Origin of the sequence: Jeotgalibaca porci, from assembly GCF_011299095.1 — a bacterium.
Lineage (GTDB): Bacteria > Bacillota > Bacilli > Lactobacillales > Aerococcaceae > Jeotgalibaca > Jeotgalibaca porci.
Genome location: NZ_CP049889.1, coordinates 1,690,632 through 1,713,984 on the forward strand (window position 1 = coordinate 1,690,632; position 23,353 = coordinate 1,713,984).

A 23,353-nucleotide genomic window follows, 5' to 3' on the forward strand; every position below is an offset into this window, starting at 1 on the left:
ATATTTTGGTAATCTAATTGACCTTCTTCTTAATTGAAGTCAATGAAATGTATTTTAATGTTACCTAGTTATTTCAAGGATTAATCATCAACTTGAAGCTGTTATTAAATTAATAAATGCCGAGAGTCAAAAATCAGGTTTGAAAAAAGCTCGTAAAGCGGGTCAATTCTCAAAACGTTAATTGCTGGAGCCGTTGCGAATTCATTCGCTTACGGATAAAGTATGGGACGGAGATTTCACAGAAATCGAGTACCATTCAATTATACATTGATAAGCTCCCTTCAAAGTAGACACTGAAAAAAACAAACTACTTTGAAGGGGGTTTTTTTCTATGACTAGAAAACATACCGATCCAGAACTGTTACATTTAATTGATTTACACCTAAGGGGTGTTTCTTATCGAACACTTGTTGATCAGCACCATCTCAAACTATCTGATACCACTTTTATGAATTATGTCCATCGGTACCAGGACCATGGCATGGAAGGGATCCGCTCCCAGAAGAATTACCGCAGTTACTCGAAAGAATTCAAGCAGAAAATTGTAGCTGAATACCTACAGACGGGTTACGGCTTTTCATACTTAGCCGCTAAATATAACATTCCATCTAAAACAACGGTAAACAAATGGGTAATTCGATATACTGAAGGAAAAGAGAATGAGACATATTCTCCGAAATCTGAGGTGTACAACATGACGGGTGTTAAAAAATCATATGAAGAAAAATTAAAAATCGTAGAAGATTACATAGCCAATCGCCTGACTTATCTGGAAGCAGCGGAGAAAAACCATGTAAGTTACAGTAACATTTATTCCTGGGTGAATAAATACAAAAAGCATGGACCGATAGGTCTGGAAGACAACCGGGGCCGCGGGAAGCCCACGGAAATTCAAACAACGGAAGAACGTTTAAACGCAGAAGTAGAGACACTCAAAGCCCGGAACAAATGGCTAGAAATGGAGAACGATGCGTTAAAAAAGCGCCGAAAAATCGCTGGGAATCACAAATCACAGGGGTTAGACAAGAAGTGGAATATTTAACTATTGAAGAATTAAAGCATAAATATCCCGTTATCCATCTTTGTGACATACTGGGTATCGCCAAATCCAGCTACTATAAGTGGTTAAAACGGGAACCCTCAGAAACAGAATTAAAACGCCTGAAACTGATGCGGGCGATCAAAGGAATCCACGAGGCATTCGGTGGGATTTACGGCTACCGAAGAATGACCATCTTTCTCAACTTTTTTAGAAGAGCGAAAGTGAATCATAAGTGTGTACACCGCCTCATGAGAATCATGGGGATCACAGCCGTCATCCGTCGCAAAAGAAGGAACTACGTGCCACACAAAGCCGCACATGTGGCTGAAAACATCTTAAACCGTGATTTCCACGCTGAAAGACCCATGGAAAAGTTATTGACGGATGTCACGGAATTCCGGTTGACCAATGGGACAAAACGTTACCTGAGCGCTATTTATGACCTCGGGTCAAAGAAAATCGTGGCTTATAAAACCAGTCACCGCAATGACAACCCGTTAGTACTGGATACACTAAAGCAGATTTTGGGTGATGTAAAGCCTGAAACCACACTGATTCATAGCGACCGCGGTTCCCAGTACACCTCCCATGCCTTTAACAAGATGATTAAAGATCACCAGATAATCCATAGTATGTCACGCGTCTCGAAATGTATTGACAACGGCCCTATGGAAGGCTTTTGGGGTACCCTCAAGGTGGAGATGTTTAACCTGGATACGTTTGACAGACCAGCGTACTTAGACCGGAAAATCAAGGCATACATCGCGTTCTTCAACAATGAACGCGTTACTTTGGATATGGGATTAGCGATTCCTACGGAAGAGAAGATTCTACAAATGATTGCATAAACGCTACAAAAAAAGACCACACATTTTTACATGCATGGTCTAAAATACTTTGTTTTTTTACCTGTCTACTTGACAGGGGGCAGTTCACATTTCAAGGCACTTTCCATTTATTTGGAAGGTGTCTTTTTTTGTGTGAAGACCTTTGCACTAAAAACTCCAACTCTTGTACTCTTTACCGTAAAAAGCTCACTCAGCTCGAAAAAACGGTTTGAGTGAGCTATTTTTTTCGTAAATGGCTCACTCAGCTCGAAAAATCAGTTTGAGTGAGCTGTTTTTTCGTAGATGGCTCACTCAGGTCGAAAAAACGGTTTGAGTGAGCTATTTTTTCGTAAATGGCTCACTCAAGTCGAAAAATCAGGTTTGAGTGAGCCATCTTGTTTATTTGTTCTCGTTTACTAACTGTAATAAAAAATAACCCCATAATCCAGAGTTACAAACCACAGTTTCATGCTATTATAAGGATGGATGCCAACTAATCATTTCATACTTTGTTAAATGAAACGTTGTGCGAAAAGAATGCTAATTGAAATGAGGAAATACATAAATGAGCGCAAATTTGAATCAAAAATTATTTAGTGCTGCAGAGAGGTTGAAAAATACTAATAATATAGAGCGCTACCATTTAATCTGAATTAATAGTGAGTCGTAACAATGATTTTATTATAGATTTTTCGTTTGAGCCCTGAACGAAAAAAAACATAGAGAATGGACTGTAATATTAGAGATTGAAAAATAAATAATAGTTACTAAGATTATTTATTTTGAAAAAGACCATAATAAAGAACAATTTGTATATTGAGTAGGTTAGTGAATAAAAAATAGTTATTTTAATAGGAGAGCACTATGGACATCAGATTATTAAGTGATAAGGAAAAGCCACCTATTGATTTATTATTATCAGCGGATCCTTCTCTGCCATTAGTTATGGAATATTTAGAGAAAGGGGACTGCTTTGTCGCGGAGAGTGATAAACAAGTCATAGGCGTTTATGTACTACTCGCTACTGAACCTGAAACAGTCGAGTTAGTGAATGTTGCAGTTGCAGAAAAATATCAAAGTAGAGGTATTGGAAAACTTTTGGTAAAAGATGCAATCGAAAAAGCTAAAACAAAAGGCTTTAAGACGATTGAAGTGGGTACTGGAAATTCAAGTATCGGTCAATTAGCCCTTTATCAAAAATGCGGATTTAGGATCACAGGTGTTGATAAAGATTTTTTCATACGTAATTACGAGGAAGAAATCTATGAGAATGGGATACAATGCCAGGATATGCTCAGGTTGGCGCAAGAACTATAATTTATTGTAGAGAGAGGATTCGTCAATGACAGTAGCGTTAAGAAAAATTAATGAAGATAATTATGAAGAGTGCCTGAATTTACGAACGTCAGTCTCAGATGAAAGGTTTGTGGATCCGGTCGCATGGTCTTTAGCGGAGGCGTGGGTATTTTACGATGCTTCGCGGCCTTTTGCGATTTACGCAGACGATACTTTAGTCGGTTATGTCCTCATGTATATTGGTGAAAATAATCCGCAAATCATTAACTTTATGATTGATAGTAATTTTCAAAAAAGGGGCTATGGACTGGCGGCGGCTAAGCTTTGTATAGAATATCTTTGTACAGAATACAGCGCCAATAGAATTTCTTTACCAGTAGAACGTGAGAATATTCTTGCTCAAAACTTCTGGAAGAAGATAGGTTTCGAAATGTCCGATGATATAGAGGACGATTATATATTTATGCGGTTCTACGTATCCGAAGATTAAGACAAGGCACTTTCCATTCGTTTTGGAGGGTGTTTTCTTTTGTTCTATGATGTTAAAAGGTCAAATAGTCACTTTATGAGGTGAAATGATGGAGAGAGTAAGGTTATAATTATAGGTGAGGCAAAAGTGGTCGTAAAATGAAAGAGAGGAGGGGTGATGATGTATACAAATAGGAGAATAGAAGTTGGCGGATTAAGTAAAGAAACATTAATGGAAATGATGGAAAGTCAGTCTATTAAGCTGAACGAGTACGCCCATAGATTATTTGAAGATGAGCGGTTTACAACTTCTAAGGAGAAATACAGTGTAGATACGGTTGAGCGAACTGTAATGGATTTAGGTTTCTCTGAAGGTGCTACGTTGTCACAAATTTATGAAAGAGCGAGAGAACGTGGTCTCGGTCTGTGTCCATTAGAATTAGCGCCTCATTTTCGCCTGCAGTATAGGGATCAACCTGAAGATACGAATGGCAGCCTATTAAGTAACAATCATGCCCCGACAGGCTCTGTCACGGTGGCTTTACCTGTTTTGAGTGAAGAAGAAGATTTTCCAACCGGGTTTTATTTAAGAAATATCGCTGGGGATTTATGGTTGCGAGGATACAGTGCGGATGACAAACATATTTGGAGTCCGAGCGATTGCTTTCTTTTTACAAATTTAGGTAGTAAAAAATAACAATAAATCACAAGTCGAATCATGCAATCGGAGGATGACTTTGTTTTAGATTGCTTTAATGAAGAAAGTTTCTATTTCTATGGATTTTTGATGAGATTATGAAAGAAGTCATTGAGTTTGTAAGAAAAATGCATTAAAGTATTTAAGGGAAACTTAAAAGACTGTACGCGGATTCATAAATCAGCGTACTAGAATAGTCAATAAGGGAGAAGCAAAAATGGAAATTACAATGAATTTGTTGATGATGCTCGGAGGAGTCGCTGTTTTCATGTTTGGGATGAAACAGATGAGCTCTGGTCTAGAACAGAGCGCAGGTAATGGCGTACGGAATTTATTTAAGAAAATGGATAAAAACAGAGTTGTAAATTACGGAATCGGAGCGGGAGCAACTGCACTTGTTCAATCATCTTCTGCAACTTCGATTATGACTGTGGGTTTGGCTCATGCAAAGATTGTTACAGTTAAGCAAGGTGCAGGTTTCATTCTTGGTGCGAAAGTGGGAACAACAGTTTCAGCTTACATCTTTGCTCTTTCTGGATTGAGTAAAGGCGCCTTTTCAATTAGTGCACTTTTCTCTGCACTTTCATTTATTGGTGTTTTGATTATCTTTACCACAAGTAACGAAAAACTAAACCGTATTGCACCATTCCTAATTGGATTTGGTATGTTATTTATCGGTTTGGAAGTTATGGAAACTGCTATTGGTGGTGCGGATTCACCACTTAGTATTGGACTATCACAAATATTTAAATATGAAATTATGCAAAACCCATTCTTATTGGTTATCTTGGGAATTCTCTTTACGGCAATTATTCAATCATCTTCAGCAGCTTCTGGGGTATTTATTGCTTTCTTAGCTTCTGGTGTTATTACGAATATTGATTAATCATTTTTCTTGGTCATGGGAGCGAATATTGGGACGTGTAGTGATGGTATCATGGCATCCTTAACGACAAACGCAAATGGTAAGCGAATCGCGTTGTTCCATGTCATTACGAGTGTTATTGGTGCGATTTCATTTATGTTCATTCTGATTGCATTCAGAATGCCAATCGTAAGTTTCTTTGAAAATATGTTCCCGACGAATCCACAATTTAGTATGGCAACATTTAACTTAATTTACAATGCGATTTATACGAGTATTTTGCTGTTGTTCCTGGATCCACTTGTTAATTTTGTAACGAAAACAATCAAGGATAAAGATCAAGAGTTGGAAGAATTAACCTATATCGACGAAAGTTTCCTACAAACGCCATCGGTTGCAATTGAACAAGCTTTGAAGGAATTGCATGACATGGCAAATCTTGCTAAAGAAAATATCGACCGTGCATTTGCTTCTTTAATTAATGCGGATATGAGTGAAAGCAAAACAATTGCGGATGTTGAATACCGTATTAACTTCTTAACAAACAAATTAACAAGTTTCTTCATCAAGATTTCTTCTGTTAACCAAAACGCACGAGATGAAGAGTTGATTGGTGGACTACACCACGTTGCGAACGATATCGAGCGTCTAGGCGACTACGCGGTCCTTTTGGTAAAAGAAACAAATGAAATGAAGTCAAATGAAATTGAGTTCTTAGAAGAAACAAAAGAAGAATTAAATGAAATTTATGTTTATATCGATCAAATGTTTGCCTTAGGTTTTGATGCATTTACACATCGTAAAACAGAAAACTTCAGAGAAATCGCGCGTCTGCAAAAGAAAATCAAAAAAATGATTTCCGCTTCTCGTAACGCGCATGTGGCACGCTTGAGTTCTGAGTTGTACCCGGTTGAAGCATCGAAGAGTGTGTACTCAACCTTGTTCTCACTACAAAGAATTTCAGACCACCTTGTGAACGTTGCCTTCTCAATCCGTTCAACAACGGGAAGTAAGACAGAAGCAATGGAAGCAGTAGAAAAAGAAGAACTAGCAAACGCAGTACGTTAATAGCTTTGAAAAACACTTTCGATTTTGAGAGTGTTTTTTCTTTTGGGAAAAGCGAGTGTGCTATAATTTTGCTTATAAAGAGAGGTGTTTTGATGCAGAGTGAAGGTTTGAATTTTCGCGCTATTGATGCGGACAATGCGGCTGATGTTTTGAAAATAAAGGTAAAAAGTGGACAAGAAACGTTCATTGAAACAGTAGCGGAATGTCTGGAAGAAGCTGCCTTGCATTCCGAGTGGCATCCTGTAGCGATTTACAATTTTGACCAAGTGATTGGTTTTGCGATGTACGGAGCATTTGGTGCTAACACGGATACTTGGATTGATCGGATTATAATTGATGAAACGTTTCAAGGCAAAGGTTACGGCAAAGAGGCTATGAAGCAATTGATTAAAATAGTCGCAAAAGAGTATGGGGTAGATACAATCTATTTGAGCATCGTGGAAGAGAACGAAGTTGCCCGCCACTTATATGAAAGTATGGGATTTGAAGAGATGAATGAGCGCGATCCGAATGGTGAGCTGCTGTTTCAGTATCGGGTTTGATAAATCGCTGTTGACTCAGTATCTCGTGAATGATAAATTGTTTGTAGCGAGAAAGCCCTTACATGCTTATTTACACGTGAGGACTCCAGAAGCGAGAGGAGAACGAGTTGATGTTGAGAAAGGTTAAAGTAGAGAATGGTTTGATTCAAGGGTTACCGGCTGCTGATCCACGGATTACAGTTTTTAAAGGAATTCCGTTTGCAACACCGCCAGTTGGTGAGAATCGGTGGCGTGCACCGCAACCGGCAGCGGATTGGGAAGGGACACTGAAAGCATTTGAGTTTGCACCGATTTCGATGCAAGCGACGCCCGGTGTTAACCCGGATGATTTTTATTCACGTGAATGGCACGTGGATCCGAATGTGCCGATGGATGAGGATAATCTATACTTAAACATCTGGACACCGGCGAAGCGTACGGATGAGAAGTTGCCGGTTTATGTGTGGATTTTTGGCGGCGGCTTCCAGTATGGGTATACATCCGAAATGGAATTCGATGGCGAACGTTTGGCACGTCGCGGTGCAATCGTTGTAACCGTGAACTACCGTTTGAATGTCTTCGGATTTTTGGCCCATCCGGAAATTACGCAAGAAGCCCCTGAAGCACCAACTAACTTTGGCTTATTAGATCAACAGGCTGGCATCGAGTGGGTCAAACGCAACATCGCGGCATTCGGTGGCGACCCGGATAACATTACGGTCGGTGGACAATCTGCTGGAGGCGCGAGTGTGATGCACCAGTTGACTGCACCGCAAAATGAAGGGCTCTTTCAAAGCGCTGTTGTTCTGAGTGGCGTTTTCACAAATGTCTATCAAAATGGTGGTATACCGGGGAGTGGTCGAACGTTAGCCGAAGTTGAACAGGCGGGCGTGGACTTCTTTAATTTTATAGGTGTGTCTTCATTGGAAGAAGCACGTGCCCTGGACGGCGAATTCGTCCGCGAAAAATTATTGGAATATAAAGCGTTCTGGGGACCAGTTATTGATAATAAATTTGTCATGGGAAATGTCTTCGAATTGTTTATGGCAAACAAACGCTTAATGGTACCGGTAATGTTGGGACAGACATCCACTGAGTTCTTCGGAGTTCCGGAAGTCTCCAGTCTGGATGAATTCAAGGGCATGGCTGAAAAACTTTTCGGAGCGGATGCGTCTGAGTTCTTGAAGCTGTGTGATTTTGAATCAGGCGATTTGGAGGCAATGAAGAAAAAAGCGGCGGTGCCGACGATAGAGTATGCGATTCGTGTACTGGGTAAAGCGAATAACGACACGGGTTTTGATATGCCGCTTTACTACTACAACTTTGATCCGGAAATACCGGGATGGGATAATCCGGGGACTTTCCACTCTTCCGACTTGTGGTTCTTTTTTGAAACTCTGGCGAAATGCTGGCGTCCGTTTGTCGGAAAGCACTATGACTTAGCGCGGGAAATGAGTAATTATTTGGCTAACTTTATTACTGCAGGAAATCCAAACGGGGAAGATGTCACGGGAGAAAAAATGCCGCAGTGGGATCCATATACGGTGGATGCACCTTATGGCATGGTCTTTGGCGACAAATCAGAATTCGTTAAAGAACAACCGAGTGAACTGATGCATTTCCTGGTAAATCAATACTTTAAGGCTAACTAAAATAGCGCGATGAAACAATCCTGATGGGGACGTTTCATCGCGCTATTTATTTTGCTTCCTAACTGCGCACTCAAACTGCATTTTCCATTTGAGTGCGCGGTTAGAAGGCAAAGTTGCGCACTCAAACTGCATTTCCCATTTGAGTGCGCAGTTAGAAGGTAAAGTTGCGCACTCAAATCACTTTCTCGATTTGAGTGCGCAGGCAAACAAGTAATCTTCATAAACCAGAAACTTCTAAAGTTCGAATACCTGTGCTTCAGTAATTTCGAACGGGCCCGGAGTCATTTCTGTCCGTTTATTCCCGAATAAATCTGTATCAAAGTAATACGCTGATCCGTCCGGCTTTTCGAATGCCATGTCGGCGTGATACGTTTTACCCAATAAATCGGTTGAAACAGTTACCGCTCCGGTTCCGCGCACGAAACCAGAATCAGTGATTGTCACATGAACAGTTCCAGCAGTCGGATCGGTAGTAATTTCAAAGCCACTCTTCTCCAAGACTGTTGCCTCTGGTTCATGGTTGCTTGGTAGAGCCGCGTTCAAATACAAATTTCCATCCATCGCAACCGGCAGTACGGCATTTCCGACGAAGAAGTCTTTCGCAGCATCACCTAGAGCAATCAGGTCGTCCTTCGTGTATTCCCATAATTGTTTATCTTTGGCATTTGGATGTTTGTCGTAACTGCCCAGACCGACAGGGTACAAGTAACAAATCGAATCGTCCGGAACACCGTCCATCACTGTTTTTCCATCATCTTCAGGCACTTCGCGCGGTTTAAGCGGTAAATGCTCAAAGAATGTAATCGGGACCGGATCGACTTTCGTTTCGCCATCGCCTAAGAAAATGTTGTTATAATAGCGGTCATCTCCACTCGAAATATTTGAAAAGCCTGCCATCGCGGTTTCATGCGGGAAATGGTACGGCGTAATCCGTGACAACTCCGATTGCACAACGAAGCGACCTGCGAATAGGTTATGTACAAAAGAACCGCCTTGCGCCATGTTTCTAAAGTTCATTGGTGATAGGAAGAGATTGTTATCAACCATGTAAGGGCCGTGACATACTTCAATAAATAAGTCCTCAGACAGGTTATCAAATAAAATATTTTGATTGATGCGCGTTCCTTGCGCTTGCCAGTCTAACCAAATTCCCCGGTAACTACTGTGGATTTTATTTTCACTGATCATTGTATCCAACGCAGCATGCAGTTTGATCCCCGCAACTTCCGCACCGTGCCGTAAGCGTTTGTGATGGACGTTGTAAATATGGTTTTGGTAAATTTCACTGAAGGCGCACCCCATATGCCCAACAATACCGGCTTGCTCACAGTCATGAATGACGTTTCCGCGGACGATATGGCTGCCGACATTATCTTTATGCCAACCGGAATGCAAAGCTTGCAGAATAACTTCCTGTTCCCGCTGCGTACCGCCTTTTTTGTGTTTACCCGAATACTTTTTATGTCCGGTCCCAATTTTAGTTCCCAGGCTGACACCGACACTTTTTGATTCAGAAATAATGTTATTTTCAATAATCCAGCCCTTACTCCAATGCGGCCCAATTAAACCTTCTTGATAAGCAGTCGGTGGCGCCCATTGCGGAGAAGCTTGGCGCAAAGTGAATCCGCTTACGGTAATGTAGTCAAGACCTGATTTTTCCGGCCAGAAACAATGCGGGCGGACGTTAATTTCAACATTTTCAGTACGCGGATCTTTTCCGCCAAAGTTTGCCCAAATAGTTGTTGTAGAAGGTCCTACTTCGCCGTACCATTTCAACAGTGAGTCTTCTGGATATTTCGCTTCCGACCAGACTTCAGGATTTTTTACTTCCGCGATACTACCACATTCATAAAGTGATTTGTAATCTAAATAGACATCGCCCAGATGTGCTTTCAAGTCCCCATCGAATAACCAATCACCGCTTAATTCCACTTCATAAGGATTACGGACTGTGAAGAGGGCGTTCGGCACTTCTGTTCGCCAAACATTTTCGCCTTCAGCTTCCCAATCGGTGATGCGTTCGGCACCGGTAATCACCACTTCGCCGTCCCCAGCGGATTTATAAGTAATACGTTGGTCGAACGTTCCACCATTCGCAGGATTTACCCATTCACGGTAAACGCCGGCATGCACCACAACGGTATCGCCCGGCATTGCCACTTTCGCAGCGTGAGAAATTGTTAGAAAAGGTTGTTCCAGCGTTCCACTAGCTTGATCATTTCCTTGCATTGATACGTGATAGTTCATTAAATCGCTCCTCGTTTCAATATAGCAAAAAGTAAAGCCCTTACAAAAGGGCGCTATCTGTATTATATAGAAGATAGAGGGGGAAATGCAACAGGGGGATTGGGGAGTCTGATTTGTTGTATTATTTCGAATAAAGATGCTACTCTTTTTATACATAATCACACTTCAAGTCAATTTATTCTGAAACACAGTAGCACCAAGCATGGATTTGAAAGCGTTTTACATATACAATCGAGTCATCTCGTATTTTCATCCACATATCATGATTGAGGTGTTATATGAACAAGAATAAAAAGCATTGGCTGGTTGTTGCGATTTTATGTGGCTTTACCGCCTGTTTCAGTATTCCGATTAATTTGAGTGGGGTCTTTTTATCACCTGTGGCAACGGATCTCGGTTTCCAACGGGGAGATTTCTCGTTTCATGCAACACTCACATTATTTATTTGTGCTATTTCATCTTTATGTGTTCCTCGTTTAATGGAAAAATTTCGACTTAAATATATTTTAATCGTAGCCGCTGTACTTTCCGGTGTACCGAACATTATGATGGGCTTTGCCCAACATTTGTGGGAATTTAATCTTTGGGGTGGTATTCGAGGTATTGGGGTCGGTTTGATTTCGACGGTGCCGGTCGCGATTATTTTGAATCATTGGTTTCACAAATATCATGGTGTCGTGATGAGCCTTGTATTAAGTTTCAGTGGGGTAACTGGAGCGGTGTTGACGCCTATTTTCACTCAATTTATTTTCCAATTTGGCTGGCGAAATACGTACTTCATCTCTGGGGCGTTTATGATTCTTTTATTGCTCCCAGGAATTCTTATTCCATTTAAGATAAATCCGGTATTGGAAGGATTAGAGCCGCTTGGTATGGGTGAAGTTCACAGTAAGGATTCTGTTACTCATGCATCGCATGTATCTAAGAATGTCTTTAATAGAAAAATGTTTATCGCAGTTACCGTCGTTGCAATACTGCATACTGCCATTACAGGGCTCGGACAGCATCTCCCAGGTTTCTCGGAATCGACGGGGTATAGCTCGGAAATTGGGGCGATGATGTTAGCGGTGGCAATGATAGGAAATATCTTTTTTAAATTATCCGTTGGGGCAATCAGCGATCGCTTAAACGCGGTTGTGGCGAACTTATTGATGATTGCATGCGGTTTATTATCCGTCATTCTATTTATGATCCAAACCGGGCCAACATTATTATTTGTGGGGGCTTTCTTCTTCGGAGCGACACTTGCGATTCCCACAGTTGGTATTTCATTGTTAACGAAAGAGTTACTTGGAAACGTCTATTTTAATAAAGTATTTCCGCTTATTTCATTCGGCCTTGCGACGAGCGGAGCCTTATCTATTTCTTTGGTAGGGTACCTATTTGATTTATCAGGGTCATATACTCCGGCCTTACTACTAACGGCAGGGATTAACATCCTGACTATTTTGTTACTATTGATGATGACGGTGAAGACTAAAAAGAAGTAACGGGTGAAACACTTTCTTTATAAGAGGGTGTTTTTTTCGATACGTTATAATAGAGGTAACAAAGCAATGAGCGAATGGATTACCAAAAGAAGGAAGAGGGTGTTTTTTTGAAAAAAATAATTCTTGTCTTTACGTTATTTTTGACTCTCGTGGCTTGTAGTAAGCCAACGCCAGGTTTAGAGGAAGTCACAAAAGTACCAAAGGATATTCAGGAACAAGTGAATCCCGAATACCGCCTCCAGTCCATTTGGTCAGAGGAAGGTGGTTCTTATATTATTTTCCAATCAACTGGGGATGTAGAGGCGGATATCCAAATAGATGGAAAAAGCGTGCGCATTCAGTTTGAAGAAACGAATACGAAGGATGCGAGTTTTGGCATTCAGCAGTACACCTACTATCTGTACCTTGAAGGCGAGGACAATTTCCTGGAGGTCTACGTGAATGACGAATCCATGCCATTTAATACGATTGTTCTATAAACTCGAATAAAAATCGCGACAACTGGATGAAAAACAGTTTGTTTACTAAAAATACGGGATGAAACAAAACCAGCTATGGTTGTTTCATCTCGTATTTTTTTATTTTCATTTCGAAGGTGCTAACTCAGACTAGATTTTCAATCTGAGTTAGCGTTTTTAACATGAAGGTGCTAACTCAAACACTAATTTCACTCTGAGTTAGCACTTCACGCATCTTCATTTTGTTAGTTCAAACGAAATTCATGGATCACGGAATCTGGGTGGGCATTTTTGTAAACTTCTCTGACAATCAAGTAACCCATCACCGCACCAAGTGTATTGACCACTACATCTGCGACATCGGCACCACGCCAGCCGCCAAGGAAGTAGTTTGTCAAAAATTGGAGGAATTCAATTCCCAAGCTAACTAAAAAACTGAAACGAATCACTTTGAAAAGCGAAGCGCTTTTTTTCATCAAGAAGTAGTAAACCGCTAAAGGCGCCAACATAATCAAGTTCGGAAGGGCGGACAGGTCCACAACAGGGTCAAAATTAATTCGACTTTTCCATGGTGCTTGGTTTGCGTACATCCCGGTTTGAATTTGGAAGGGGAAAAAGGTCAGGTAAATAACTGCGAAACTGTAAAAAATACAAGAAATCACTGTTATTTTTTGATAAATCGTAAGCGTGCCTTTTACTTTATATTTCATGACATAAAAAACAGTAAGTAAAAAAAATGGAATAAGTACTAAACCTGATATAGTCGTTTGCATGGGTTGAACCTTCTTTCGTATAGTGTACTGAAAGTGTATATCAGATTCGTGAAAACTATATCCAACTATAGCCCTAATTAACCTCATACAGAGTGATTAATTATTTTTGGCCGGTTACCGTTCTTTAATAATCTTAGTCGCCACTTCCAGCAACTTGATTGCAATATTCTTGTTATCTATCAAGGCATTGAAAATAAGATCCTCTGTTAAAACACCGCGAGCCAAAGTAGGGGGGAGCTTTCCTTCATCATCACTTTCTCTATCAGCATACCACGTTTCACTACCGTAGTATTCACTTAAGACTGCAAGGTCCGTCTGCTTCTTTTCAAACTGATCCAATGCATCTTCCAAACGCGACAACGCATAATTATAGTCGTTCATATGTTTTTCCATCGTACTGATGCGTTCGCTATTATCCATTCTTCTTCCTCCTTTGCAATTCCAAATGCATTTCTTTAACTTTGGCAGCCAGTTCTGGAACGGGGCCGGCGACATCCGCATCCCGAATCACTTCTTCAATCGCTAAATTATAAACAGGGGACTGGGGGTTACCCATTTCTTTGTTCCACTCAGCCAATTGCTTGGAAGAACTGGCGTAAACAATACGGCCCAACCCGACCCAGCCATGCGCAGCCGCACACATGGGACAATGCTCGCCCGAAGTATACACCACGGCTTTTTTACGCTTCTCAGGTGTCATATTTTGAGCAGCCCAACGCGCAATTGCGAATTCTGGATGCTGCGTATGATCTCCGCCAGCCACATGATTATGGTCTTCAAATAAAACCCTCCCGTCTTCAGAAACCAGTAGTGATCCAAATGGTTCATCGCCCTTGTCCAAAGCCTCCTGCGCTAACGCCACACAGCGTGCTAAATAATCCAAATCATTCTTCGAAATCATAAATATTCACCGCCTTTTGTTTCCTATTGTAGCAAACTGTTTAAATTAATAAAATTAAGTGTTGCATTATTTAATCTATTAAGTATAATGAATTTGTAAGAGTTGATATGTTAACATATCAACTAAAGAATGTTAATTTTTATTAATGAAGCCATTAATGTTTCCGATACAAAGAAACCTCCTTTCATTTTCAACTCTAAATGTAAGGGCTTTTCTGGAAATGTTGTAGAAAGGGAGTAATATGAAGACTTTTGAGATTAAAGAAGAATTTATCTTGAACGGCAGTCCGGTTAAATTAATCAGTGGGGCCATTCATTATTTCCGGATGATGCCCAGCCAATGGGAAGACAGCTTATATAACCTAAAGGCACTGGGTGCTAATACGGTTGAGACGTATATCCCTTGGAATATCCACGAACCTGTAGAAGGACAATTTGATTTTGAAAATGAAAAAAATATTTTTAAGTTTATCGAAAAAGCTGAGGAGTTAGGGCTTCTCGTTATCTTACGTCCATCCGCATACATTTGTGCTGAGTGGGAATTTGGTGGGATGCCAGCATGGCTACTGAATATTCCTAATATTCGTCTGCGTTCAACCGACAACCGCTTTATGGAAAAAGTTGAAAACTACTTTGGGCATCTACTGCCAAAGTTAGCACCTTACCAAGTAACAGAAGGTGGACCGGTCATTATGATGCAAATTGAAAATGAATACGGTTCTTACGGCATGGAAAAAGAGTATTTGCGCCAAACGAAAACAATTATGCAAAACTGTGGCATCGACGTTCCGTTATTTACCGCTGATGGGACTTGGAATGAAGTATTGGATTCGGGAAGTTTGATTGAAGATGATATTTTCGTGACGGGGAACTTTGGTAGTAAATCAAAAGAAAATACGGACGTCCTGAAAGCATTCATGGAGCGCCATAATAAAAAATGGCCATTGATGTGTATGGAATTTTGGGATGGCTGGTTCAACCGTTGGGGCGAAGATATTGTACGCCGCGATGCAGAGGACTTGGCACGCGATGTCAAAGAAATGCTGGAAGTGGGTTCTTTGAACTTGTATATGTTCCACGGCGGGACGAACTTTGGTTTCAACAACGGCAGTTCAGCGCGCGGCACGACTGATTTACCGCAAGTAACCAGTTATGATTACGATGCACTTCTGACTGAAGAAGGGCAACCAACAGAGAAATATTATGCCGTACAACGTGTGATTAAAGAAGTGTGTCCGGATGTTTGGCAAGCAGAACCACGCTGCAAAACGACGAAGGCTTTGGGAGAGTATCCAGTAACGGCTGCAGTTAGTTTATTTAACACAGTAACAGATATCGCTAATTCGATCAAATCAGCCTATCCGCTTCGTATGGAAGAAGCTGGCAGTGGTTACGGCTACATATTGTACAAACTGGCACTTAAAAATTATCGTCGTGAAAATCGATTGCGTGTAATCGAAGCGAGCGACCGGATTCATGTTTATCTGAATGAAGAAAAAATCAAAACTCAGACGCAACATGAAATTGGTGAAGATATTCTTCTTGAAGAAATAAATGAAGATGCAAACTTAAATATTGCGATTCTTCTGGAAAACCAAGGAAGAGTAAACTACGGACACAAGCTAAATGCTCCGACACAATCAAAAGGAATTCGCGGGGGTGTGATGTATGACATTCATTTCCATCAAGGATTTGAACAATTTTATTTAGAACTGGATGCGGAACAACTAAACTTGATTGATTACACGAAAGAAAGTGATTATACTGCACCGTCATTTTATAAATTTACACCTGAAATGACAGAAGTCGCCGATACGTATATCGACTGTTCGAAATACGGAAAAGGCGTGATTTTTATAAATGGCTTTAACTTGGGTAGATACTGGGAAAGAGGGCCACATGCGTCCTTGTACTGTCCAAAAGATTTATTGAAAGTGGGCAAGAATGAGATTGTGGTATTCGAAACAGAAGGTGTTCTGATCGAGGATTTGAATTTCGTTGACAAACCGGTTTACAAATAAAAAAAGAAGCTGGAATTATTCCCAGCCTCGTTAAATTAAAGCTTCTACTTCAATTTTCGTTTTGAAATATTTCCAATGTTTGTAACTGACGACATATTCAGCTATCGTACCATCGCTAAGATAAGAGTGTTTCTTTTGCACAACGACAGGCTCACGGAAACTCAAGACTAGGCTATTCAAAATTTCTGGATCTTCTGGAAAGATAATCTCATTCGTCTCCGTTGAAGCGAGTGTATACATATCAATGCCAAAATCTTTTCTTACTCTTTCGTAGATACTTGAGTAAGCATCTTTATTCTTGATTGGCATTTTAACCAGATCAGGCGACAAATGTGTAAAATGGATGAGGAAGGGCTGGTTCATAGTTTTTCGAACCCGTACAATCTGTACATAAGATTGATCAGCTGCCAGACCCAGCTCTTTCAAAATATCCGGATCGTTCTTTTCTTCAATAGATAGTACTGTGACAGATTCCGTATCCAGCGCGTGATTTTCAATATCTGAAAATTTGACAGTTGCACCCATTTTCGCCTTTGAAACGAATGTACCTTTCCCTTGGACACGGTACAAATAACCAGCAGCTGCCAGTTCATTCAAAGCTTTAACAACTGTAATGGAACTAACGCTGTATCGCGATTTCAGCTCGGATTCAGAATAAAATTTATCACCGGGTGAAAATTTATGGTCTTGGATTTCTTTTAGTAAATCTTGTTTAATGAGTTCGTATTTCGGTAATGTCATATGAACGTTCCCTTCTTTTATCAATAGGAGAATGATTTATTTAAGGATACCATGTTAACTTACGTTAATCAATGTTATAAGAAGCTTGAAAAATGAGGTTTTATAAGATTAATACGCAATCCTTAATAGCTTAACCGAACAAGTTAAGGAGGAAATTTAATAATTATGGAGGAAAATATGAAAAATATCGTTTTAGTAAGCCACGGATTATTGGCAGAAGGTGTAAAGTCTTCATTAGAAATGATCGCGGGTAAGCAACCCAACCTTCACACCATCTCACTAACTCCAGATGGCGATAACCTACAATTTGGCGAAGAATTAGAAGAGAAAATGAAAACCTTTGCAGGTAAAACAATCATTATTGCGGACTTGTTGGGAGGAACACCTGCGAACGTTTCGTTGCAAAAGTACATGGATAACCCGGATGTAGAAATTATGAGTGGCTTGTCTTTACCAGTTGCTTTGGAATGTGTCTTGGGCGGTGATCGCACACCCACTGCGATTCTAGCATCTGCAAAAGAAACAATGGTTGATTTGAAGGCATCTGCTGAGGAAGTTATTCAAGCACCGGATGTCTTGGAAAATAATTTGTCTCAATATGAAGCATTTGCCGGGCAAGCGAACATTGTTAATGCCCGTATAGACGAGCGGTTGATTCACGGGCAGGTAGCTGGTATTTGGTCAAGTACGTTGAAAACACAACGTTTGATGGTTATTAACGACGCTGCTGCTGAGAATACATTGCAAAAAACATCTCTACGTATGGCTGCGCCAAAATCAATGCGTCTATCTGTATTGACGGTTCAAGATGCAGTGAACAACATCAATGCCGGTAAATATGGTAAACAAAGACTGTTTTTAATTTTCAAAAAACCAAGTGATGTTTTAAAATTCATCGAATTAGGTGGAAAATTGGAACATGTAACCGTTGGAAACATGAGTTTCGAAACAGGCAACCGCGAAATCACGAAAAATATTTACATTACGGAAGAAGAAGCACATATATTTGCAGCTATTTCAAATAGTGGTGTGAATATAACAGCACAATTGGTTCCAAGCGAACCGGCAACAGATTTCATGAAAAAACTAACGAATAAGGAGAAATAATCTTATGCAACTAGAATTCTTTCAAATACTATTACTTACTATTTTTTCATTCTGGGCAATCAATGATTCATTGATATCCAATACTTTAACGCAACCTGTTATCGCAGGTTTCATCACTGGTCTTATTATGGGAGACACAACGATCGGTCTGATGGTCGGGGGAACATTGCAACTGATGCAATTGGGAATCGCTGCTTTTGGTGGGGCGAGTATACCTGACTACTTTACAGGTGCTGTTATCGGTACTGTTTTTGCTATTATTTCAGGTGAAGGGGCAGAGTTCGGAATTGGACTTGCTGTTCCTGTTTCACTACTGATGTTGCAACTGGATGTTGTGGCGCGTCTGGGTAACGTCTTCTTGTTACACCGTGTAGATGCTGCCATTGAAAAAATGCAAGACAAAAAAATTCCGGGTCTTGTTTTGGCAGGCTCAATTTTCTGGGGCTTAAGCCGTGCTTTACCAATATTCTTGATGCTTGTGGTTGGAGATTCTGTTGTTATTACCATTACTGAAAATATTCCAATGTGGTTGATGAATGGCTTGAAGACAGCTGGTGGCGTTCTGCCGGTAGTCGGGGTTGCGATTTTATTACGCTATATGCCAACTAAAAGTTATCTGCCTTACCTATTAATCGGATTTTTCCTAGCTGCATACTTGAACATTCCAATGTTGGGAATTTCAATGATTGGTTTAGTAGCTTCATTGTTCGTTTATAACAGCGATAATAATAAATCTGTAAACGGCCAAGGTAACGTTCAAACGGCAACACAAGGTACTTTTGAAGGAGGATTTGATGGGGATGAATAAGACAGTGGATAACAAAATTACCAAAAAAGATCTAACGAAAATGAGTTGGAGGTATATCTTAGGAAGCCAATTGAACTGGAACTATGAACGGATGATGAGTTCAGGTTATCTGTACGCGATTCTACCAGCATTGAAAAAAATCTACGGTGACAAACCAGAACAATACAAAGATATGATGGAAACACATAACCAATTCTTTAACACCAACGCGAACTTCGGTAACTTGATTTTGGGTATTGATATCGCGATTGAAGAGCAAGATGGTTACGAATCAAAAGAAACAATCGTTGCTTTGAAGACTGCCTTGATGGGATCTTTGGCCGGAGTTGGAGATTCACTTTTCCACGTTATCTGGGGAACAATTTTTGGTTCGATCGCAGCGAGCCTTGCACAACAAGGTAGCTCTGCCGGTGTTATCATGTGGATTGTTGCTAATATGATATTGATGTATGGTCGTTCATTGCTACTACCTTTGGGTTACAGACAAGGTGTGAAGCTCGTTACAACGCTTAAAGATAAATTGACTTCATTTACTAATGCTGCAACCGTTTTAGGGATTACGGTAATTGGTGCTTTGATTCCAACGGTTGTCCGCGCAACAGTTCCTTACGTTTATGAAAATCAAGGCGTTGAACTGGTTTTACAAGATACAGTGGATGCGATAATGCCAGGCTTGGTCCCAGCAGCATTGGTTGGTTTGACGTACTGGATGTTAGGCAGAAAAGGACTGAACTCAACACGTGTGATTTGGATTATCTTGATTCTCTCAATCGTCTTGAGAAGTCTTAATATTCTAGCGTAAGCGTAATCTTTAAATTAAATTTGAATAGCACCCCAAACTCCATTATAATCTGGTAAAATAGATGAAACTTTTCCTGGAGGAGGGTCTAAATGAGTTTTGAAGCATTAAGCAAACATGTAAACATTGATACAATCAAAGCAATTACTCAGTTATCTGAGGAAGCTGCAGCTATGAAAGCAGCTCGTGATACCGAACTGAAAGCAATTATCGAAGGTAAGGACAAGCGTATTCTCTTAATTATTGGGCCTTGTTCTGCAGATAATGAAGAAGCGGTGTTAGAATATGCACGCCGTTTAGCTGTTTTGCAAGAAGAAGTAAAAGACAAGATTTTCGTCGTGCAACGTGTTTATACAAATAAACCGCGAACGAACGGTGACGGCTACAAAGGTATGATGCACCAATCAGATCCAAGCGGGGAAATCAACCTCATTCGTGGGATGGTGGCGGTTCGTCGAATGCACAACCGAGTCATTACCGAAACGGGTCTGACAACTGCCGACGAAATGCTGTATCCCGATAATCTAATGTTTATTGAAGATTTAGTCAGTTATCATGCGGTTGGCGCGCGGTCGGTTGAAAACCAACAGCATCGCTTCGTAGCAAGTGGGATTGACCATCCAACCGGAATGAAGAATCCAACTAGCGGCAACATGAAAGTGATGTTCAATGCGGTATATGCCGCGCAACAAAAACAGGAATTGATGTACAACGGTCTGGATGTCGAGACAAGTTCGAATCCTTTGGCACACGTTATTTTACGCGGTGCTCTTAAAGAAAGCGGCGAAATCATTCCGAACTATCATTACGAAGATTTAATGAAGACGATTAATCTTTACAAGGAAAGCGAACTGAAGAATCCGTTTGTTATTATTGATACGAACCATGACAACTCCGGTAAAAAGTTCGATCAACAACTGCGTATCGTGCAAGAAGTACTGATGAACCGGAAATGGAATGAAGAAATCAATGACTATGTCCGTGGCTTCATGATTGAAAGTTATCTGAAAGATGGACGTCAAGAACCGGGCGGCCAAGAATTCGGCCAGTCCATCACAGATCCTTGTATCGGCTGGGATAAAACAGAAGAGTTGGTTCGCTTCATTGCGTCCCATACACAAGTAAACTAGAAAAGACGATGAACCCACTAAAATTAGTGTGGGATTCATCGTCTTTTCTTATTTTTTAGGCTTGTGCTGCGCACTCAAACGCGAAATTAGATCTGAGTGCGCCTTTTCAAGCCCAACCTGCGCACTCAAACGTGAAACTGGATTTGAGTGCGCATTTTTAGGTCCAACCTGCGCACTCAAATGAGAAACGGGATCTGAGTGCGCATTTCCAGTCCCAACCTGCGCACTCAAACGCGAAATTAGATCTGAGTGCGCATTTCCAGTCCCAACCTGCGCACTCAAACGCGAAATTAGATCTGAGTGCGCATTTCCAGCCCCAACCTGCGCACTCAAACACGAAATTGAATCTGAGTGCGCACCAACCCGCATATTCTATTTTCTCTTCCCAGGGTTAATTGGTTTTTCACGTTTCTCGGCCATGACCATGTCGTCATTGTAGCCCCAAATATAAGTGAGGACGAACGAGAGCGCCAACGTCAGGAAAGTCACGAACACGGCGTACCAAAAATTCGAAGTAATGCCGTTGACCGGATCGATAAATGAAGGCAAGCCAATAATCGAACCGATGATACTCCACATATTAATCTTGAAGACACCCGTCAGGAAACCGCCGACCGCACTCGCGATACTCGCCATGATAAAGGGTTTACTGAAGCGCAAGTTAATGCCATAAATCGCCGGTTCGGTAATGCCACTAAACGCTGAAATCGCCCCGGCATAACCGATCTCTTTTACTTTTGGATTTTTAGATTTAATTGCTACGGCCAACGCAGCACCACCTTGGGCCACTATCGGCATACTCACCATCGCGGACAAGTAGCTGTAACCCAAAGTCGCGAAGTCATTCACGTAAATCGGGATAATACCCCAGTGCAATCCAAAGATAACGAGTATTTGATAGAACCCGTCAATGACTGCTCCAAATATCGGCGCATTCCATGTCAGCAATGTTTGCAGTCCAACCGCCAAACCTTGCGATAGCAACGTAATAACAGGACCCGTTAAAATGAACGTCACTGCTGAAACCAAACCAATCACAACCATCGGAATAAAAATAGCTTGCACATAAATGGATACCCACGTTTTCAGCCAGGCTTCCAATTTCTTAACCATCCACGCAGCCAAAATCATCGGGAAAATGGAGTACGTATAAGAAACGAATGGGAAATTAAGATTCCCGAAGCTCAAAATATTCAAACTATTATTTGCAGCTTCGATAACAGTAGGGTGAATAATAACCCCACCGATAACCGCTGTTAAAATTGGATTTCCATCAATTCTTTTTGCGGCGTTATAACCAATAAGGACAGGTAAAAAATAAAAGACCGCATCTGCCATTGCATTAATGATTAAATAAATACTTCCTTCAGCCGTAATAAGGCCTGTCGTAGTCAGAACTGCAAGTAAACTTTTTATAATCCCGGAAGCAGATAGGATGCTGATAATCGGCATCATTGATCCTGTGATAATTCCAATCAATTCGTTGAACCATGCTTTAACTCTCTTTTTTCCAGTGAGAGCAGGTTTAGGCTCTTCATGCTTCTCGTGGCCGGAGGTGGTAAGTTGCATTTGAACTTCTTTAAAAATATCATCCACAGCTTGCCCCACAACCACTTGATACTGTCCGCCCGCTTCGATGACACCCATCACGCCATCGATATTTTCGATATCCGTGTTAACAGGAATTTCATCATCTTTCAAATAAAAACGTAGGCGCGTCACACAATGGATAACTTTAGTAACATTCGCATCGCCACCAACAGCGTCGACAATTTGCCGAGCCATTTCTTGGTACTGATTTTTTTCTTTTACCATTGTTTACAACCCCTCTCTTTTGAAACCTATTATAAGTGACCGCCCATTAAAAATCCCATTTGAACCCTCGCAAGCCCTCCGTTATAATGAAATAAAAAAGAAGGGAGTCAGTCTCATGCATGAAGAGGTATTGAGGAAGTTGAATGAACTGGCTATATCTTATGAAACAGTTGTCCATCCGCCTGCCTTTACGACTGAAGAAGCGAACCAATATATAGAAGGAAAAGAGGGCGTCCGTACGAAGAGTCTCTTTCTGACGAATCGTAAAAAAACCGCTTATTACTTATTAATCATGGATGATTCCAAGCGCTTAGATATCACAAAGTTCCAAGAAAGTGTGGGAGGTAAACGTCTATCCTTCGCGTCACCTACAAATCTGATGGGGAAATTGGGCGTTGAACCGGGCGCAGTATCAATTTTTGGACTATTAAATAACCAAGAAAAAGACGTACAGATTTATTTTGACAAAGACATCATCTCGGAAGAAGTCATGAGCTTCCATCCCAATTTCAATGAAATGACACTCTTTCTCAAAACGTCAGATATTCTGCGCTTTATAGAAGAACTAGGGTACACGTACCACACCGTCACCTTGTAAAAGCGACTGTTTCCAACTAGGGGAGCAGTC

General features: G+C 40.9%; 24 protein-coding genes. 17 read left to right on the forward strand and 7 right to left on the reverse strand.

The features are described from left to right. The first annotated feature begins 331 nt into the window (after window positions 1-331). The 9 genes from G7058_RS08685 to G7058_RS08725 all read left to right on the forward strand — a co-directional run bounded on the left by G7058_RS08685 (window position 332) and on the right by G7058_RS08725 (window position 8,436). Window positions 332-1,042, forward strand: a complete 711-nt coding sequence (locus tag G7058_RS08685) for a helix-turn-helix domain-containing protein (RefSeq protein ID WP_166062311.1) — start codon at window positions 332-334, stop codon at window positions 1,040-1,042. Further along, window positions 949-1,890, forward strand: coding sequence for an IS3 family transposase (locus G7058_RS08690; RefSeq protein ID WP_227004395.1), 942 nt, complete (start codon window positions 949-951; stop codon window positions 1,888-1,890). Before G7058_RS08685 ends, G7058_RS08690 begins: the two co-directional genes overlap by 94 nt. A gap of 843 nt (window positions 1,891-2,733) precedes the next feature. Beyond that, on the forward strand, window positions 2,734-3,186 hold the full coding sequence (locus G7058_RS08695; protein WP_166063162.1) for a GNAT family N-acetyltransferase: 453 nt from the start codon (window positions 2,734-2,736) through the stop codon (window positions 3,184-3,186). A 25-nt stretch (window positions 3,187-3,211) separates the two neighbouring features. After that, window positions 3,212-3,655 carry a GNAT family N-acetyltransferase gene (locus G7058_RS08700; RefSeq protein WP_166063163.1) on the forward strand — a complete coding sequence of 148 codons (444 nt, stop codon included), beginning with the start codon at window positions 3,212-3,214 and terminating at the stop codon, window positions 3,653-3,655. Between the two features lie 159 nt (window positions 3,656-3,814). Further along, complete coding sequence (locus G7058_RS08705; RefSeq protein WP_227004419.1) at window positions 3,815-4,330, forward strand: hypothetical protein; 516 nt, start codon at window positions 3,815-3,817, stop codon at window positions 4,328-4,330. Window positions 4,331-4,547: 217 nt separating this feature from the next. Further along, window positions 4,548-5,216 carry a Na/Pi symporter gene (locus tag G7058_RS08710; RefSeq protein WP_166063165.1) on the forward strand — a complete coding sequence of 223 codons (669 nt, stop codon included), beginning with the start codon at window positions 4,548-4,550 and terminating at the stop codon, window positions 5,214-5,216. Window positions 5,217-5,267: 51 nt separating this feature from the next. Next, window positions 5,268-6,263: a Na/Pi cotransporter family protein gene (locus G7058_RS08715; protein WP_166063166.1), complete on the forward strand. Its 996-nt coding sequence runs from the start codon at window positions 5,268-5,270 to the stop codon at window positions 6,261-6,263. Window positions 6,264-6,355: 92 nt separating this feature from the next. Next, window positions 6,356-6,805, forward strand: coding sequence for a GNAT family N-acetyltransferase (locus tag G7058_RS08720; RefSeq protein WP_166063167.1), 450 nt, complete (start codon window positions 6,356-6,358; stop codon window positions 6,803-6,805). 110 nt (window positions 6,806-6,915) lie between these two features. Next, window positions 6,916-8,436, forward strand: a complete 1,521-nt coding sequence (locus G7058_RS08725; RefSeq protein WP_166063168.1) for a carboxylesterase/lipase family protein — start codon at window positions 6,916-6,918, stop codon at window positions 8,434-8,436. Between the two features lie 234 nt (window positions 8,437-8,670). Here G7058_RS08725 and G7058_RS08730 read toward each other — a convergent pair whose 3' ends face one another. After that, complete coding sequence (locus G7058_RS08730; protein ID WP_166063169.1) at window positions 8,671-10,683, reverse strand: right-handed parallel beta-helix repeat-containing protein; 2,013 nt, start codon at window positions 10,681-10,683, stop codon at window positions 8,671-8,673. A gap of 278 nt (window positions 10,684-10,961) precedes the next feature. Between G7058_RS08730 and G7058_RS08735 the strand changes: the two genes are divergently transcribed. Together G7058_RS08735 and G7058_RS08740 are read left to right on the forward strand one after the other, a co-directional pair. Continuing rightward, window positions 10,962-12,173, forward strand: a complete 1,212-nt coding sequence (locus G7058_RS08735) for an MFS transporter (protein ID WP_166063170.1) — start codon at window positions 10,962-10,964, stop codon at window positions 12,171-12,173. A 107-nt stretch (window positions 12,174-12,280) separates the two neighbouring features. Continuing rightward, complete coding sequence (locus G7058_RS08740) at window positions 12,281-12,652, forward strand: hypothetical protein (RefSeq protein ID WP_166063171.1); 372 nt, start codon at window positions 12,281-12,283, stop codon at window positions 12,650-12,652. Window positions 12,653-12,876: 224 nt separating this feature from the next. Here G7058_RS08740 and G7058_RS08745 read toward each other — a convergent pair whose 3' ends face one another. From G7058_RS08745 to G7058_RS08755, 3 genes are all read right to left on the reverse strand, one after another. Continuing rightward, entirely contained in the window at window positions 12,877-13,404 is a 528-nt protein-coding gene (locus tag G7058_RS08745) for a VanZ family protein (RefSeq protein ID WP_227004420.1), read from the reverse strand. A 114-nt stretch (window positions 13,405-13,518) separates the two neighbouring features. Further along, window positions 13,519-13,824 carry a DUF4298 domain-containing protein gene (locus tag G7058_RS08750; RefSeq protein WP_166063172.1) on the reverse strand — a complete coding sequence of 102 codons (306 nt, stop codon included), beginning with the start codon at window positions 13,822-13,824 and terminating at the stop codon, window positions 13,519-13,521. Next, complete coding sequence (locus tag G7058_RS08755) at window positions 13,817-14,305, reverse strand: nucleoside deaminase (protein WP_166063173.1); 489 nt, start codon at window positions 14,303-14,305, stop codon at window positions 13,817-13,819. Before G7058_RS08755 ends, G7058_RS08750 begins: the two co-directional genes overlap by 8 nt. Window positions 14,306-14,546: 241 nt before the next feature. Between G7058_RS08755 and G7058_RS08760 the strand changes: the two genes are divergently transcribed. After that, entirely contained in the window at window positions 14,547-16,325 is a 1,779-nt protein-coding gene (locus tag G7058_RS08760; RefSeq protein WP_166063174.1) for a glycoside hydrolase family 35 protein, read from the forward strand. A 30-nt stretch (window positions 16,326-16,355) separates the two neighbouring features. Here the strand turns inward: G7058_RS08760 and G7058_RS08765 are convergent, their stop codons facing one another. After that, window positions 16,356-17,066 carry a GntR family transcriptional regulator gene (locus G7058_RS08765; protein ID WP_166063175.1) on the reverse strand — a complete coding sequence of 237 codons (711 nt, stop codon included), beginning with the start codon at window positions 17,064-17,066 and terminating at the stop codon, window positions 16,356-16,358. A gap of 177 nt (window positions 17,067-17,243) precedes the next feature. Here G7058_RS08765 and G7058_RS08770 point away from each other — a divergent pair, with 177 nt between their 5' ends. From G7058_RS08770 to G7058_RS08785, 4 genes are all read left to right on the forward strand, one after another. Then, complete coding sequence (locus G7058_RS08770) at window positions 17,244-18,173, forward strand: PTS mannose/fructose/sorbose transporter subunit IIAB (RefSeq protein ID WP_166063176.1); 930 nt, start codon at window positions 17,244-17,246, stop codon at window positions 18,171-18,173. A gap of 4 nt (window positions 18,174-18,177) precedes the next feature. Continuing rightward, window positions 18,178-18,981 carry a PTS mannose/fructose/sorbose/N-acetylgalactosamine transporter subunit IIC gene (locus G7058_RS08775; protein WP_166063178.1) on the forward strand — a complete coding sequence of 268 codons (804 nt, stop codon included), beginning with the start codon at window positions 18,178-18,180 and terminating at the stop codon, window positions 18,979-18,981. Next, window positions 18,974-19,783: a PTS system mannose/fructose/sorbose family transporter subunit IID gene (locus G7058_RS08780; RefSeq protein ID WP_193567954.1), complete on the forward strand. Its 810-nt coding sequence runs from the start codon at window positions 18,974-18,976 to the stop codon at window positions 19,781-19,783. Before G7058_RS08775 ends, G7058_RS08780 begins: the two co-directional genes overlap by 8 nt. A gap of 89 nt (window positions 19,784-19,872) precedes the next feature. Beyond that, the gene (locus G7058_RS08785) at window positions 19,873-20,910 is read left to right on the forward strand and encodes a 3-deoxy-7-phosphoheptulonate synthase (RefSeq protein ID WP_166063180.1); all 1,038 of its coding nucleotides are present in this window, start codon (window positions 19,873-19,875) and stop codon (window positions 20,908-20,910) included. A gap of 48 nt (window positions 20,911-20,958) precedes the next feature. Here G7058_RS08785 and G7058_RS08790 read toward each other — a convergent pair whose 3' ends face one another. Both G7058_RS08790 and G7058_RS08795 read right to left on the reverse strand, forming a co-directional pair. Continuing rightward, window positions 20,959-21,279: a hypothetical protein gene (locus G7058_RS08790; protein ID WP_166063181.1), complete on the reverse strand. Its 321-nt coding sequence runs from the start codon at window positions 21,277-21,279 to the stop codon at window positions 20,959-20,961. A gap of 3 nt (window positions 21,280-21,282) precedes the next feature. Next, window positions 21,283-22,725 (reverse strand): PTS transporter subunit EIIC, encoded by a 1,443-nt coding sequence (locus tag G7058_RS08795; RefSeq protein WP_166063182.1) that lies wholly within the window; start codon window positions 22,723-22,725, stop codon window positions 21,283-21,285. A gap of 115 nt (window positions 22,726-22,840) precedes the next feature. Here G7058_RS08795 and G7058_RS08800 point away from each other — a divergent pair, with 115 nt between their 5' ends. Further along, on the forward strand, window positions 22,841-23,323 hold the full coding sequence (locus tag G7058_RS08800) for a prolyl-tRNA synthetase associated domain-containing protein (protein ID WP_166063183.1): 483 nt from the start codon (window positions 22,841-22,843) through the stop codon (window positions 23,321-23,323). Window positions 23,324-23,353 lie beyond the last annotated feature (30 nt).